The 15,389-nt window shown below is 40.3% G+C and carries 12 protein-coding genes and 2 riboswitches; of the genes, 5 read left to right on the top strand and 7 right to left on the bottom strand.

Annotated elements, in window-relative coordinates; genetic code table 11:
• Window positions 1-229: 229 nt before the first annotated feature.
• On the top strand, window positions 230-3,556 hold the full coding sequence (locus tag V7161_RS13005) for a tetratricopeptide repeat protein (protein WP_335445538.1): 3,327 nt from the start codon (window positions 230-232) through the stop codon (window positions 3,554-3,556).
• Window positions 3,557-3,578: 22 nt separating this feature from the next.
• On the top strand, window positions 3,579-4,280 hold the full coding sequence (locus tag V7161_RS13000; RefSeq protein ID WP_335445537.1) for an HAD family hydrolase: 702 nt from the start codon (window positions 3,579-3,581) through the stop codon (window positions 4,278-4,280).
• A gap of 90 nt (window positions 4,281-4,370) precedes the next feature.
• On the opposite strand, the gene V7161_RS12995 is transcribed toward V7161_RS13000, so the two are convergent.
• From V7161_RS12995 to V7161_RS12980, 4 genes are all read right to left on the bottom strand, one after another.
• Window positions 4,371-5,282, bottom strand: coding sequence for an HD-GYP domain-containing protein (locus tag V7161_RS12995; RefSeq protein ID WP_335445536.1), 912 nt, complete (start codon window positions 5,280-5,282; stop codon window positions 4,371-4,373).
• Between the two features lie 89 nt (window positions 5,283-5,371).
• A complete protein-coding gene (locus tag V7161_RS12990) occupies window positions 5,372-6,064 on the bottom strand; it encodes a hypothetical protein (RefSeq protein ID WP_335445535.1) in 693 nt (230 codons plus the stop codon).
• A 78-nt stretch (window positions 6,065-6,142) separates the two neighbouring features.
• Window positions 6,143-6,230: riboswitch (cyclic di-GMP riboswitch) on the bottom strand.
• Window positions 6,231-6,806: 576 nt separating this feature from the next.
• Window positions 6,807-8,006: a phosphoglycerate dehydrogenase gene (locus tag V7161_RS12985; RefSeq protein WP_335445534.1), complete on the bottom strand. Its 1,200-nt coding sequence runs from the start codon at window positions 8,004-8,006 to the stop codon at window positions 6,807-6,809.
• 68 nt (window positions 8,007-8,074) lie between these two features.
• Window positions 8,075-8,153, bottom strand: a riboswitch (ZMP/ZTP riboswitch).
• Between the two features lie 60 nt (window positions 8,154-8,213).
• On the bottom strand, window positions 8,214-9,128 hold the full coding sequence (locus tag V7161_RS12980) for a DMT family transporter (protein WP_335445533.1): 915 nt from the start codon (window positions 9,126-9,128) through the stop codon (window positions 8,214-8,216).
• 384 nt (window positions 9,129-9,512) lie between these two features.
• Between V7161_RS12980 and tagU the strand changes: the two genes are divergently transcribed.
• Together tagU and V7161_RS12970 are read left to right on the top strand one after the other, a co-directional pair.
• The gene (gene tagU, locus V7161_RS12975; RefSeq protein ID WP_335445532.1) at window positions 9,513-10,454 is read left to right on the top strand and encodes a polyisoprenyl-teichoic acid--peptidoglycan teichoic acid transferase TagU; all 942 of its coding nucleotides are present in this window, start codon (window positions 9,513-9,515) and stop codon (window positions 10,452-10,454) included.
• A 305-nt stretch (window positions 10,455-10,759) separates the two neighbouring features.
• Window positions 10,760-11,683, top strand: coding sequence for a hypothetical protein (locus tag V7161_RS12970; RefSeq protein WP_335445531.1), 924 nt, complete (start codon window positions 10,760-10,762; stop codon window positions 11,681-11,683).
• Between the two features lie 56 nt (window positions 11,684-11,739).
• Here the strand turns inward: V7161_RS12970 and V7161_RS12965 are convergent, their stop codons facing one another.
• From V7161_RS12965 to V7161_RS12955, 3 genes are read right to left on the bottom strand one after another with little or no spacing between them, the layout of a single operon-like run.
• Entirely contained in the window at window positions 11,740-12,372 is a 633-nt protein-coding gene (locus V7161_RS12965) for a YcnI family copper-binding membrane protein (RefSeq protein ID WP_335445530.1), read from the bottom strand.
• A 16-nt stretch (window positions 12,373-12,388) separates the two neighbouring features.
• The gene (locus V7161_RS12960; RefSeq protein ID WP_335445529.1) at window positions 12,389-14,014 is read right to left on the bottom strand and encodes a FixH family protein; all 1,626 of its coding nucleotides are present in this window, start codon (window positions 14,012-14,014) and stop codon (window positions 12,389-12,391) included.
• Window positions 14,011-14,604 (bottom strand): DeoR family transcriptional regulator, encoded by a 594-nt coding sequence (locus tag V7161_RS12955; RefSeq protein WP_335445528.1) that lies wholly within the window; start codon window positions 14,602-14,604, stop codon window positions 14,011-14,013. The genes V7161_RS12960 and V7161_RS12955 overlap by 4 nt, the downstream gene beginning before the upstream one ends.
• A 211-nt stretch (window positions 14,605-14,815) precedes the next feature.
• On the opposite strand from V7161_RS12955, the gene V7161_RS12950 reads away from it, so the two are divergent.
• Window positions 14,816-15,259, top strand: coding sequence for a hypothetical protein (locus V7161_RS12950; RefSeq protein WP_335445527.1), 444 nt, complete (start codon window positions 14,816-14,818; stop codon window positions 15,257-15,259).
• Window positions 15,260-15,389: the final 130 nt, after the last annotated feature.

Raw genomic sequence — 15,389 nt, 5'->3', positions numbered from 1 at the left:
AGTATTCAGGTTCTTTAAAAAATATTCGTATTTTCCTCAATGGAGTAATAATAAAAAAAGCATACCTTTATTAGGGGGAACCACTAAGCAATTTTAACTAGAACGATACTCACAACTTAGATGATTTTTTTTCTATTAAGAGATATAATCTTTCTTATCATGGTAATATCTCACATTAATGATATCAGCCACCCTAAATTGATTTGACTATAAACAAGGAGAGACAAAGATGGATGATTCGTTGAGTCATAAGATTAAACATTCTTATCCGTTCCCCATTGCTGTATACTATAAAAAATTTTCAAAAGAAGAACGGCTTGTCAAAAGAGGCCAGGAAAACTATGAACCTCTTTTTGTATCCATGATTGACCTTTTTGAAATGACAACCCGCTATTTAAGTATTGTTTCTCTGTCTTCTTATGTAAAGAACGGCATGCAACAGGAGTCATTAAATCATAGGATAAGTGAATTGCTGACGAAGAAGCTCTCCCTCGGCCACTGGTTTGAAATTTTCCGTGAAACAACAAGAGTCTATAAAGATATGCCAGAAGACATGTTTATCCCTGAACTCGCCCCTTTTCTATTCGAAAGAAAAACAATTCAATTGTTTGACCAGTTAATTACCTTAAGAAATAAGAAAAAAGGGCATTCCTTTCGGTTAAGCCCTTTAGAATATAAGGAATTATATGAAGAGTACATTGGGCATTTGATTACCATTTTAGAACGTCTCCAGTTTCTATCAAACTATACGATGATCAGCCCCATCGAAATCGAACAGGACGGCTATTTGATTAAGGTTTTCAATGACTTTATGGGTGATTCTATTAATGAAAAGGACCAGGAGCTTCAAATATCTACTAAAACGAATGAGGAAGAAATTCTCCTCTTAAAAAAGAATGGAATTAGCCAATACGATCCCTTATTGTTATCACCATTAACCTATTATGATTACATAGAAGATCGATGGGAAGAGTATTTATTTTTACACGAGGAAAATAAAATCAATAAACATGAATTAAAAAAACTCGAATATGTCGGCATTAACACGACAGCGAAAACACATAAAATTTCCATCAATGAAAATGAAGAATCGCGTCTAATGTGGTTTGAACTGTTTAAACAAGTATTAGACAAAATGCTTCAAATGAATGAACAAATGCATCAGTCCGACCAGCCTGTACAAATTGAAAAAAAGGATTATTATTTCCAGGATCAAAAAACATTAATGCAAACCTACTCCCGGCATTATGTAGAACGCCAGGATATGAAGGAAACCATCGCTCAATTTCAACAAAGCCATTCAAGCGGGTATCTCCTCATGATTGGCTCACCCGGACAAGGGAAAACAGCGATCGCAGCGGATTTGGTTCTGAACTATCAGTCGGTCCACCATTTTATTTCCGGAAATGCCGGCCGGAACGATGAATCGGCAATGATTCTATCCCTTTTTCAGCAAATCGCGCAAAAAATGCATCTGGAAATCAAGCCCTCCGAGGATCCGATTCATTTAAAAAGAGAATTTACGCAATTAATCGAATCCTACTCCGAGTGGCTTTTAAAAGAAGGCAGAAACGAATTCCTCATCATCGATGGATTGGATGAGTTAAATGGCTCAGAGGACCACTTGACCTTGAGTTATTTTCCCGAATACCTGCCGTCCAATATTTATGTATTGATGCTATCACGGCCGATTAACCAGTTAATTAATTTGAAAAGTAAGGTTACCGAAGAGTACACAATTCCGACCATGACGATTGGCGAAGTCCGGAAAGTAATCCAAACGGTTCACCAGCATGTGAATGAAGACTTAGTTTCATCGCTATTTCACTACTCTCAAGGGAATCCGCTTCTATTAAAGGGAATCTTGCAGGAAATCGGCTCATTGAAGGACGTCAACGTGAAGAAAATCCCACGTTCCATTGAAGAAGTTTTCGAGCATTTCGTTTATAAACTCCAGCAATCAGAAGATTATGTTGCAATAGACCTACTTGGTCTCCTTAGCTGTTCGGCCGGAGGACTTTCCCTCAATATGATTTCTAGTATACTAAAGGTACGGAAGCATCATATCGTAAAAAGCTTAAGGAAGCTGGAACAATTCCTCGTTTCCTTTGGCGGGAAAATCCAGCTTTATCATAAAAAGCTTTCCGAATACTTACGGAACCCTGATTACGAGTATTCCTTCAGCGATGATGAGTTAGCGGACTATCAGGACCTGCTGATTGACTACAGTCTTCAGCATCTTGATCAGCCGAACGAATTTATTACCGAAAATCTAATCCAGCTCTTATATAAACGGAGCAAATACGAATTGCTAAACGACATTTTTACAAATGAGGATTTCCGACCTTCCGCGGTTGCTTTTTTAACAGACCTGTTTCGCAAAAATGAGGGACAAACCATACTCAAGGAACTTTTTCAAAACCTGCAGTATGAAACGATAGGGATTGTTGTAGCAGCAGTAGAACAAGCTGTGTCATACGGGGAATTAGATTTTTCCGAGCTCGTTTTAAAAAACTACTTAGAAGTGGTTGAAGATCCTTTATTTAAGAGTAAAGTCCATTATTTACTGGCGCTTATTTATAAGGAAAGAGGGCAATTGCAGGAAGCCTTTGACCAATTTGGCTATATTCGCACCCATTTAAATGAACATTTACCAAGACGGGAGCAGTTGCTGGTTGATTTGGAGTTTGCCAATACAGCAAGAGAATTTGCCGAAGTGGATATTGCGAATCAAACCTACCGCGAACTTTTCCAAAAAGCCTCCTTGGAAACCGAAAGTGAATTTTATTTGAATGCCAAACGCCATTTACTTGACCGCGAATACGTACAAGGGAACTTTATTGAAGCAGACAAAGGCTTTAAGGAAATAATCCAGATCGCTCATCAGAAAGGCTTGAAAAATCTTTGGGCTGAAATCCATACTACGTACGGACAAGTTTATTTTGTTCAAGAACGGTATCAAGAAGCGATCGATATTTTTTATCAAGCTCTTCACGTTTACCGGGAACGAAATGATTTAATCAATTTAGGACGTATCTACAATGATTTAGCTGAGTCTTACGCATATATGGATTTTGAAAAGGCAGCCTATTATGCGAACAAGGCGTTCGAAATCAATACAAAAATCCAAAAGAAGATGGAAATCGCCAATTCTTATCGATGCTTTGCAACCATATCCCTCAATAAAGGGGATCTTTATGAGGCGCTCGATTCCATCGATAAGGCCATTGAGCTCTTCGGTGAAATTGGCTATAAATCGGGCGTAGGGAAAGCCTATTACCATAAAGCGGTGATCTTGTTTAAATTGGAGCGCTATGACGAGGTAGTTGAAGCAATCGAACTGGCCCGCCAATGGTTCATCCGCAAGACCTCGCTTAGTCATGGTGTTTATGTGGTGAAAGCTTTGCTATTACAAACGGTTCTTTATGAAAAAACAGGACAAGCGGATAAAATTCCTGCGTTACAATCGAAATTTCCTCACATTGAACCATTTGAAGGAATCGACCAATTCAAGGAAAGAATAAAAGCGACGTTTTTGCTCCAGGAAGCATTTTAACGTTAGTAATGAGGGGACAACATTGATAAAATTACTAGCATTTGATATTGATAACACCTTAGCCTTGATCAATGAACCGATTCTTTTTGAAACGGTCTCACGGTTAAAACAATTCGAAAATAGTGGTTTGAAAATTGCGTTTGTGTCTGGGAAACCGGCCATCTATCTTTCAGGTCTAGCTCGTCAAGCGGGCCTGAAAGCCCCCATCATTATTGGGGAAAATGGGTTAAACATCTATTACGGCTGCTCGGTTCCGCCGCTTAAGGTCATCGACACGGATGTGGACCTGGAGACACATGAAATCTTGCATTCCATCAAAAATGAAATAATCACTAGCCTAGGTGATAAAATCTGGTTCCAGCCTAATGCCGTCAGCGTGACCGCCTTTCCAAAAGACTATGAGGACATGCCTGCCTTAAAAAAAATGGTAGCCAAGCTGTTTCAAAATGATGAGGTAACATCCAAACTCGTCTCTTATACACACCTGGACTCCATTGATATTGCGCCAAAACTAGTCAATAAAGGCAATGCCCTTTCCCATCTATTAAAATTGGAGGGCTGGCAAAAGGAAGATGTCATCGCAATCGGCGATGGGGAAAATGACATTCCCATGTTCGAGCAAGCCGGCTTTTCCATCGGGATTAATTTCATGGGACAGTACACGGTAAACGTGAATGTTAACTCCATTCACGAGGCGCTCGATTTACTCCAGATTCGTTGTTAATTATTCCGATATCTAAGTTAGAGGCAATCATTTCAAAAAAAGTATGGAATCGCCTTGGATTCCATACTTTTTAATAGCCCTCTGTTCAAATTATTGAATACGTCCTTCTTCTCTTAATATTTCATCGAAAGCCGATACTACTTCTTGGTCATAATGAGTTCCGGCCAGGCGCTTAAGTTCATCAATCGCAATCTTTTCTTTAAAGGCTTTCCGGTAGGCCCGATCTTCGGTCATCGCATCGAAGGTGTCACTAACGGCAATAATTCTCGCCTCTAAAAGAATGTCATTCCCGCTTAACCCACATGGGTAACCACTTCCATTTAAACGTTCGTGGTGCTGTTCAATAATTGGAGCAAGCTCCTGATAATAAGAACCCTTGATCATGTTTGCACCATCCACAGGGTGCTTTTTAATGATTTCAAATTCTTCATCCGTTAATCTGCCAGTTTTATTTAAAATTTCAATCGGAACATGAATTTTCCCAATGTCGTGGAGCACAGCAGCTACGGTTAGATTCTCTAATTGTTCTTTGGTTAATTTTAACTTTTTAGCTATTTTCACTGAATATTTTGCAACTCGATCACTATGTTTAAATGTATATCGATCTTTTAATTCCACCTGTTTCGTTATCTCCATCAGAGAGGAAATATCTTTACTTATATGGACAAAGGTTTGTTCAGTATAGATACACAGTATGGTTACTTTGGATACGGCGGTAAAGTGGATCGCTTCTTTAAGACCTCTTGCTGAAAAATAATCCTCAGGACCTAAAATATGTCTATAATTATCTAGTTCACAAACGACTTCTCCTGATAGAAGATAATAAAACTCCAGAGCGTTTGTATTTTCACTGGGATAAACATAGAACATTCTGCCTTCTTCGATTTCTTGGCGGACAATTTCGACCCCATCCCCACGAGTGAGCAAACTAAATACTCCATTATTCTCAAAATCTACTTTCTCGAGAAAGGAGCCTTTTTTTCCAATCTTAAAGCCTTCCATGGTATCCCACCTTACAACGAATAAAAACGAGTTCAATTATGGACTCGTTTTTATTTTACTATACATTATTCAGAAATGTTAGAAAAAAGTCAGCATCCAACTATACGGATAGGATCGATCCATACCCACTTATCAGCAAAACGGACGAGCTTCCAACTACACTCGGCTTTTACACCTTTTTCAGCCACTTTTTTGATCGTTTCAGCGGACATTTTCAGAGTTTCATTGTAAATATCTGTGATGACCTTATCAAGATCTTTTGTAAACTTTTCTGTTTTTTCTTGATATTTAATGGATTTTTCATTTAACTTGGCTTCTAGCTTACTCATTTTTTTATCTAACTTTTTTGTATCCTTATCATCTGCAGACATAAGCTGAGCCGTAACTTCGTTTATATCCGCTTTAATTTCGGTGATTTTGCTATTAATTTCAGCTTGCTTCTCACCTAGCTTCGCATTAATTTCAACTATTTTTTTGTTTAGCTCTTCTTGTTTTTTTACATCATTTTGAGAAGCAGCTAAATCGGATAAAACCTTTTCTTTATCGGCTTTTAATTTAACTACTTGATCTCCTTCTTCAATTCTGCGAATTTCAAAAAGATAATCAGCTTGTACCTCGTCCGCATGTTTTACTGCTTTTTCAATTTTTGCATCAATATCCTCGTTGGTCTTATTGATTAACTCTAAAGCTTTTTGTACATCCTCGTCCCCAGCAGCAAAAGCAGGCGACCCTACTCCTAAAAACAAGGCTGCTGAAAATAAAATGAACAACACTCTTTTCATAATCCTTCTTCACTCTCCCTATTTTTCTGATTTAGAAGACAAAAAAGACCCATTATGACAAGAAGGGCCTTTTTCTTACTTCGCAACTGGCCGGCGTAGTTGTTTCCTCCTTTAGCCCCTATAGCTTCGCGTCCTTATCCTTCCAGATTGGTTGCCCCCGAGTCTATTTCATTATCTACCAATATTATACAAGGGCTTTATACCTATTTCTATGTCTATTTTTGTAATATTTTGTTTTTTTGTTGGGATATTTGTAGTATTTTTCAAAAATATGAAGCTTTTTATAGAGTTGATTGAAAAGAAGAATGTCGGAGAAAGTGATAAAAAGGAAAAAGAGGTCACCATGAATGACCTCTGCCTCCAAATTCACTTGATCCAAAAACTTATATATGATTTACATCACTCTGGTGTTGTTTTCTTGTTTAGGGTCAAGCTCTTTAAATTTGTAGGCACGGCATTTAAAAAACTAAAAAAAGACGACCTTCTGCATTCATAGGCTTGAATGAAAGTCGTCTTTTTAAATTTGAGAATATTAAGGACATTTCCCTTGTTTACGAAGTCAGTTTTGTCCTTAAGAAGCGCTATTAAGGACATTTTGCTTGCTGTCGAGGCTAGTTTTGTCCTCAAGAAGCGCTATTAAGGACATTTTGCTTGCTCCCGAGGCTAGTTTTGTCCTTAAGGACCCGAAGGAGAATGCCTTGTGCTATTTCAGCGCCCTTTAAATTTAATTACTTTTTCTAACTTATATAACCCGGACGTTAACAATACCCGCAATCTGCTTAATTTTTTCTTCCAAGCTAGGGATGATATCGCCGTTTACTTTGTTATCAATATCGATGATGGTATAAGCATAATCCCCTCGGCTTCTGTTGACCATATCTGCGATGTTCAATTGGTAGGTAGAGATCGCAGAGGTAATCTGGCCAACCATATTAGGAACATTATGATGGAAAGCTGTAACCCGGCGCTTTCCGGTATACGGCAGGGACGCGTTTGGAAAATTGACTGAGTTTTTGATGTTTCCTGTTTCAAGAAAGTCCTTCACCTGACGGGCAGCCATAATCGCACAGTTTTCCTCCGATTCTTGAGTAGATGCTCCAAGATGAGGAATAGGAATAGCATTTTTCATTTTTAGCACATTTTCATTCGGAAAATCGGTGATATACTTGCCAACCACACCGCTTTCCAGGGCCGCAGCCATATCAGCTTCATTTACAAGCTCGCCGCGTGAGAAATTCAATATATGAACGCCAGGCTTCATCAGGCTAAAAGTGGCTTGATTAAACATTTCCCTTGTATCCTCCGTTAACGGAACGTGGACCGTAATATAATCAGACTCCGTAAACAACTGATCAATCGTCATCGCTCTTTGAACATTGCGGGACAAGTTCCAAGCCGTATCAACAGAGATGAACGGGTCAAACCCAATCACATCCATATCTAAATCAAGCGCATCATTTGCAACAAGTGCGCCGATCGCACCCAGGCCAATAACACCTAGGGTTTTCCCCTTAATTTCTTTTCCGACAAATTGCTTCTTTCCTGCTTCAACCAGCTTTGGAATTTGAGCACCCTCACCTTCCAACGTCTTGGTCCAGGCAATTCCCGCAAAAAGGTTACGGGATGAAGCCATCAAAGAGGTAAGCACCATTTCTTTTACCGCGTTCGCATTCGCACCAGGGGTATTGAAGACAACGATTCCTTGGTCCGTACATTGAGTAACCGGAATATTATTGACACCCGCTCCTGCACGGGCAATGGCTTTGACCTTGTCGCCGATTTCTAATGTATGCATGTTAAAGCTTCGAACCAATATGGCATCTGGATTTTCACAGTCATTATCGATAGCAAATTGACCCTTTTGAAAAACCTTAAGCCCGCTTTCAGAAATATTATTGAGCGTTTTAATCGTTTTGACCTTTTCTAAAGTTGTTGTGTTCATCCTTATTCTCCCCTTTTCGCTTGTGGTGGTTTCCTAGAAAACAGAAAGAGGCAAGGGATAAAATCCCTTACCTCTGCCCAGGCGAACGGCTGCGACACTATGTGCTCCCTCACGGTGATCCGTGTTTCGCCAGTTACACATAGCCTTTTTCATTTATTCTAATTTACCAAATTGTCTATAAACTTTCAACCCTTAAAATATTTGTTTTTAGGTTACATCGAACTTTTGTGACTCCTTTACAGCTGACTGTTGCTTTGACCCTAGCAAATTAACAACAATGACACCGGCAATCGCAATCGCACCACCGTTAATCGAAATCAGTGTTGGCCATTCATTCAGCCAAATTCCCGCAACGAGTATAGCAACTACTGGTTCAATATATAACATGCTTGTAACAGCGGCAGCCCTTCCTGCCCCGAGTGCCATTGCCCATGTGACATAACCGATAGCCGTCGGAAAAATTCCAATATAAAGCGCTGACAGATTGGCCTCCATTGACGCATGTTTGATATCCTCAAGCAGCCCAGGGAAAAATATAAAAAATGGCAGCGTTCCGGCCCATGTGAAATAGGCAGTTAATTCCATTGATGTATAGCGTTTCAAAAGTGGTTTTTGATAAGCAAACAGCACTGAGGTTGCCACAGCGGCCATGAGCACTAAATAGGAGCCTTTCGATATTTGAAAGGACGGACCTGCTGTTGCCATTGTTATCATTCCGATCCCAATAAAGCCTAAAGCTAATCCAATCCAGCCAAACAAACCCATGCGTTCTTTTAAAATAATTACGGAAATAAGAGCGGTAAAAATGGGTGCAGAAGATACTAACATACCTGCCGTCGCGGCCGATACGGTTTGTTCACCGAACGTAACTCCAATATGATAAATGCTGATGCCGACCCAGCCAAGAACTAATATTCGCAGTAAATCCTCTTTTTTCGGCAGCCTGAATTTTGTCCCCGGCCATAAGGCATAAATAGCAAAAAGGGCTGATGCAATTAGGTAGCGGCTGAGAATCAAGTGTCCGGAGGAATAGCCCCCCTGCAAGCCTACCCGAATCGCCGCAAATGTCGAGCCCCAAATGATGACAGTGATGGATGCCATAATAAAAGCTTTGGTGTTCAATTCTTCTCACCTCAATCAAATATATACATCCTCAAGATTATCATGCGAGAAGAATAGTTACAATAGTTTGAATTGTTGGGCTTTCGGGTTCATTTAACATGGACGCATGCTTTTTTGATTTTGGGGCAATGAAACCCCTTTTCATTTACCTCTGATGCTCGCTTTTTTGCTTTTCGGGCAATGAAACACCTTTTCATTTACCTTGGATGCTTGCTTTTTGCTTTTCGGGCAATGAAACGGTCTAACACTTATGTTTCTATTAAGTTAGTCCAAAAATGTATTCACTTTACTATTTCCATATTTTTTACATATCACTCGTTAAATAATTTTGCTAAACTTAATAGCAATTGCAATAAACTTTGTAAGTTTTTAGGAGGTTTTTTTATGAGATCTCAAAAAAGGAAAAGCAAAAAATGGATGAAAGTGACCAGTGCCATACTTGCCATTATGTTACTAGGTGGAGTGGCATACGGATACACTGTATATAAATCTTTAAATAACGCGGTTGAAACAATGCATCAGCCGATTGAACGAACACAATCTAAAAAACGGGACAAGCCTGTCGAAGTGAAGGCTAAAGATCCATTTTCAGTCTTAATGCTTGGTGTGGACGAGCGCAAAGGGGACAAAGGCCGCTCCGATACGATGATTGTGTTAACCGTCAACCCTAACAACAATTCCGTGAAAATGCTCAGCATTCCGCGTGATACCCGAACCGAGATTGTCGGAAAAGGGAAAGAAGACAAGATTAACCACGCCTACGCTTTTGGAGGAGTTCCAATGGCGATGGATACCGTTGAAAACTTTCTTGATATTCCAATTGACTATTACATTCAAGTCAATATGGAGGGCTTCACGGAAATGGTCGATGCCGTTGGCGGCGTAACCGTCCAAAATGACCTTGATTTTACCCAAGATGGTATTCATTTTGCCAAGGGCAAGTTAACGCTAAACGGCAAAGAAGCCTTAAGCTATACAAGAATGCGACATGAAGACCCTAGAGGTGACTTTGGCCGTCAATCAAGACAGAGACAAATCATTGAAGGAATCGTCAAGGAAGGCGCGAGTCTTTCAAGCTTAACTAAGTTTTCCGATATTTTTACCGTTCTTGGTAATAACGTTAAAACGAACCTGACATTTGATCAAATGGTTGCCATCCAACAAGGCTATAAGCACGTTGGAACTTCGATTCAGCAAATGGAATTAAAAGAACAAGGAAAAATGATCAATCACATCTATTATGGATTGGTTTCAACTGAAGAAAAGCAGCGCGTTCGTAATGAATTAAGGACACAATTAGAATTGTCAGGGAATAGCGAAAGCTGATTGGAGAAGATCCAATCAGCTTTTCTTTTTTAAAGGCTATTTTTGCTAAGATTGTTGTTTTTCGTATATGTTCATCTACCCGTATAAAACATTATCCTTCGTGGCATCTTTTCGTAAGAACATTTGCGAAAATTGCCTAGAAACTTTGTAAATGACCCTTAATACGTTCTAAAAGCAACAAAGTTTACGAAAAGATTCATTTTCAAAGATTAAAATTAGATTAAAAATTGGGTGAAAATATCAATTTACTAGATTCATATTTTAATAGTAAAATACTCTAGAATCAGATATTAGGGGGCACAACATTGAAAAAAACATTAAAAGCTGTAACATTAGTTGCAGGTCTTACACTCCTTTCTTCACCAGTATCATCTTTCGCAGCAACTAGCGGAACCACTGCTGTCCAGTACCATAATCAGTGGGTAAAGAAAGGTTCTTACTGGACATACTACAATGCAAAAGGAGCTTTGCAAAAAGGCTGGCTCTCACTAAACAGCAAGTGGTATTACTTTGATGCAAATGGCTACATGAAAACAGGCTGGGTTTCAGTCAGCAACAAATGGTATTATTTCGATGCCAGCGGTGCCATGAAAACAGGCTGGGTGAAAGTTTCCACTCAATGGTATTTCCTTGATGCATCAGGTGCGATGAAAACGGGCTGGGTGAAGTCTGGTTCTGACTGGTATTACATGAATGCAAACGGAACCATGAAAACAGGCTGGCTTCAATCAGGCGGCAAGTGGTACTATTTAAATCCTACTTCCGGTAAAATGGCGATTGGCTGGAATAGCATTAACGGAAAAACGTATTATTTCTACAACACTGGCATTATGGCAGCCAATACAACGATTGAAGGCAAGCAAATTGGTGCTGACGGTGCGGTTATACAAGATAACCCAACATTAAATAAATTGAACGAAGTAGCTGCTCCATACGATGTAACAGTTGAATATGATGCAGATACAGAGGCGTACTTTTTATACCATGGTGAAGAAAACATCGGGTATGCTTTTGCTGATGGGTACGTTGCTGGTGATTCTACATATGGAGAGTTATTGAAAAAAGAGGCTCTTGCATTAGGATTTCCAGAAAATGAAGATCAGTTAAATCAATACGTTTCACAAGCTCAAGCTAGCGAAACTAGTGATATCGATACTGGGTCTGTCTATATTTATGCAGATGAGACTGAACTTTTAATCGTATGGGGAACTGCTTATTCAGGTGAGTAAGACCCCATCAAAAAAATGACCTATTCAGCTTCTGAATAGGTCATTTTTTAAACCATTTATTTTTTACGAGCCGCTACCACTAGCGCGCCCAATGATAACACCACGGAAACAATCGATAAAATCAATGGAAGTGAATTAGAATCTGAGTCTTCCTTATCCTCTGCACCTTTTACCTCTTCTTTTTTCGGCTCTTCCACTTTTGCGTCATGATGATCGGTCTCTGCCGCACCGGCCACGATATCCGTAATCGAATGAGGGGAATCCGCCCCTTCGTCACCAGTCCATTCTACAACACTGCCGTCTTTGTAATATTGAAAAGCATCCCAAGCGGCCTTGCCTGCCGTGTCAGGGTTTTTCCCTACGAAAGTGAAGGATTGGAATTGACCAGGCAAAATGCCCTCGCCTGTTGCTTCAAACGTAAATGTTTTAACAATGCCCTTTTCATCTTTTTCATCCGAATACTTCCAGCCAGGAACCGGCTGGTATGACTTAATTTCAATTCCAGCTGGCGCCTTAATGGTTACCTTTGTTGTCGCTACTTCTTTTTCAACTGGAACCTTCACCGTATACGCTTCCCAGGCACCTGTTGTTGATGTTTTCGGAACAACGGTCACGTGAGCACTTGCGACACTCGCAAATAAGAATAACCCCAAAACTGTTGGTAAAAATGCTTTTAAAATTCGTTTCATCCTCATATCTCCTCTTCTATTGGCTCCCTACAAGAACCTTAAAATCAGTATCCATTGTTTCTAAATCCTTGGTTAGGACGTGAACACGGACGTTCCAGCGGCCCGACATATTGAAATTCAACCCTTTAGAGCTGTATTTGCCATCCTTGACCTTCGATAACCGGACCGTGTCGTCCCCCATCTCCATCTCAAGCGAAGTAAACGTCAGCGTGACCTGCTCAACCGCCTTAATCGGGCGGCCGTTCCGGTCTTTCAAGGATACCTCGAAGGTATTTTTTCCAATGACATTCGGTGTCGCCGCAAACGTAATGCTGCTTGCTTTAACTTTATTCGTTTCCTTCACAGGCCCGGGCGACGCCATCGCGGTCGGCAGATTCGTCAGGATCACAGACAGAATCAGAACGATGATTCCGGCTGACATTTCCCCCCATAACGAACGTGCAATTCCTTTTTCATTATTACGCTTTCCTCTTAAAAAATTAACCCCCGCAAATAGCATCATGATGACTAGGAGCAGCACCTTCCCCAGCAAGGCCTTTCCATAATCCGTAACGAAAAGCGACCGCCAATTTGGAATGTATAACAAGCTGCCGTAAACACCGGTTGCGGATAATATGATTACGATAGCAATGCCCCATTTGGAAAACCGGCGTACCGTTTCAAAATAGGCTTGTTTTTTTCGCAGTGGAAGCAAGGCAATCAGTGCTATTAAGCTGCCAATCCAAATCGAGGCCGACAGTAAATGAACAAAGTCCATGATCAACGGAAGCAAACCGCTTTTGGAAGAGGCGGCGTGGCTGGTAAAGGTCTTCGTCCTTAACATCCCGATGCCAAAGGCAAGCGAAATCCAAACCCATATTTGTTTTTGAAAAGGTTTATAACACACCAAAAATGTTGACGGCCAGAGAATCAGCAGCATCACAATGGCTGTGATCCATGTTTTCCCAAACACACTCTTCGTCAACAAATCCCCTAATACTTTAACGTGGAAGACCTTCCCCCACGATAAACCCGATTCAATCGTTGCCTGGAGCGGCAAGCTCATTATAATGCTGAAGCATAAGGCTATGAACGAATAGACGATTATTTTTGTAAACCGATTTCGAACCCATGTGTTCTGACTCAATTCCTTTGGAAGGACAAATAGGTAAAAGAACAGAATTCCAACAAAACCGGCGCTGCTCATATATTGCAGCCAGCGAATCAGGATTAAATCCAATTTAGGCTTATACCCTTTCGACCCTTGGGTGGTGGCAGAACCCTTGGAATCGTGCCCGATTTGGAAAGGAATTACCCCTTCAACCGGATGGCCATCACCGGATACCACTCTCCATTGGATGCTGTAGGTATCGTTTGGCAGGTCGCTTTTCAAATCCGCCTCGATGATGGAAGGATCATTCGAATCGATTCTCTCATTCTTTTGGTCCACCCGCTTCCCATTAGAATCGAATACCTCGATCGAATGATAATCAGGCTGAATCGGTTCATCAAACTGAATCGTTACTTTTTGCAGCGGTTCATCGAATACCTCATTTTCTGTTGGCGCCGATTTTTTAATATAGGCATGGGCGGAAGGAAAGGTCGGAAATAGAAAAACAAATAGGACTGGAATTAGGAGAAAAAGATTCCTGCTTACTCTCATTCGACCATTCCCTCTCTATTATTGCAGCAACAGCCCTTCTTACCGTTCATTCTTGCTTGGGTTTCTTCGATTGCTTCCTCAAACGAAAGAATCATTCCGCCAAAGCCTTTTTGAAATTGCTCGGCCTGTTTAAGCGAAGCAAACGTCAATACTTGCGGCTGGCAGCAATTTAAATTAAAATCCGCATCCATTAAAAAGTGGGCCATTTTTGCGCTGATGGTCGTATTTTGGAGGAAATCACGGCATATAATTTGCGAGACTTCTTTTTCTATATCCTTAAATCTTAGTAACCCGCAATGTGGACAGCATAGCTGTTCTACCCTTAAATCATGGGTGATGATTTGAAACGGATGACGGTTATTTCCTTCTTTAAGACAATATGTACATGCGGTCGAGGAAACATCCACAGCCGGAGCTAAGCTGATTCCACCGGTAGTTTTGATGATTTTTTTCTCATCTATAAGCGGCTTAATGTCTCGATAAATGGTCATTTCAGAGACCTGAAGGCGCTTACTGATTTCTGTAATCGAAAGCGTGCCTTCTTTTTTCAGCCATTCTAACAATTGTTGTCTCCGTTCTATTGGCAGCATTCTCGCACCCCCTATTGTTAGGTTAAATTATTTTTTCTCTATAAACAACATCTAAATGTGAATAAATTGTGAAAAATCAACAACCTTTTCACACTTTTTAACATGATATTAACAATATGCACCGTCAGGCAGGACTATGACTAAAGTTGGATAGGTATCATAATTCTCAAAAAAGTATCATATATTGCTTTTAAAAAAGGGGGAGAAGGCAATGGTACTTTTGTTAAGCATACTGTTAGTTTTTCTCCTAACGAGTTATGTTACCTACCTAACGTATCAAAAGAGGAAACGGATCACCACGATGACGGGCATGATGATTAGCATGTCGAGCTCCATGATAGCAAGCGTCACCCTTGGGACGATTTTAGGCATTAGTCTCCAGGATAATGATTTAACCCTTCCCACAATTATCGCGGTATCCATCGGAATACTGGTCGGACATCTAACCGGTAAACCCGTCTCCCTTACCGCCTCATTAAACGGTGTCCTTTCGGGCATCATGGGCGGAATGATGGGGGCGATGCTGGGCATTATGTTAAATCCCAACACCGCCGTAGCAATGATTTACTTTATCATTGTTGTCTTTGTTTTTGTTAACATTTTGCTCATTCTATTAATCCATGAACAAACACAACTCTATGGGAGGAAGCCATAGAGTTGTATTTGTTATTTAAATTTATTGGGCGCCATCCCTTTTCATCAAAGAGCGGCTTGCATAGCCGCTCTTTTTCTATTTAGGCTGTGTTAAAGCTCATTGTTGATTTTTTAACCCCTGTTGATTGGAG

Source organism: Neobacillus drentensis (assembly GCF_036965425.1).
GTDB classification, from domain to species: domain Bacteria; phylum Bacillota; class Bacilli; order Bacillales; family Cytobacillaceae; genus Neobacillus; species Neobacillus drentensis_F.
The sequence above is the reverse complement of the archived record's forward strand: the minus strand, read 5'-3'. Positions and strand labels throughout refer to the sequence as shown.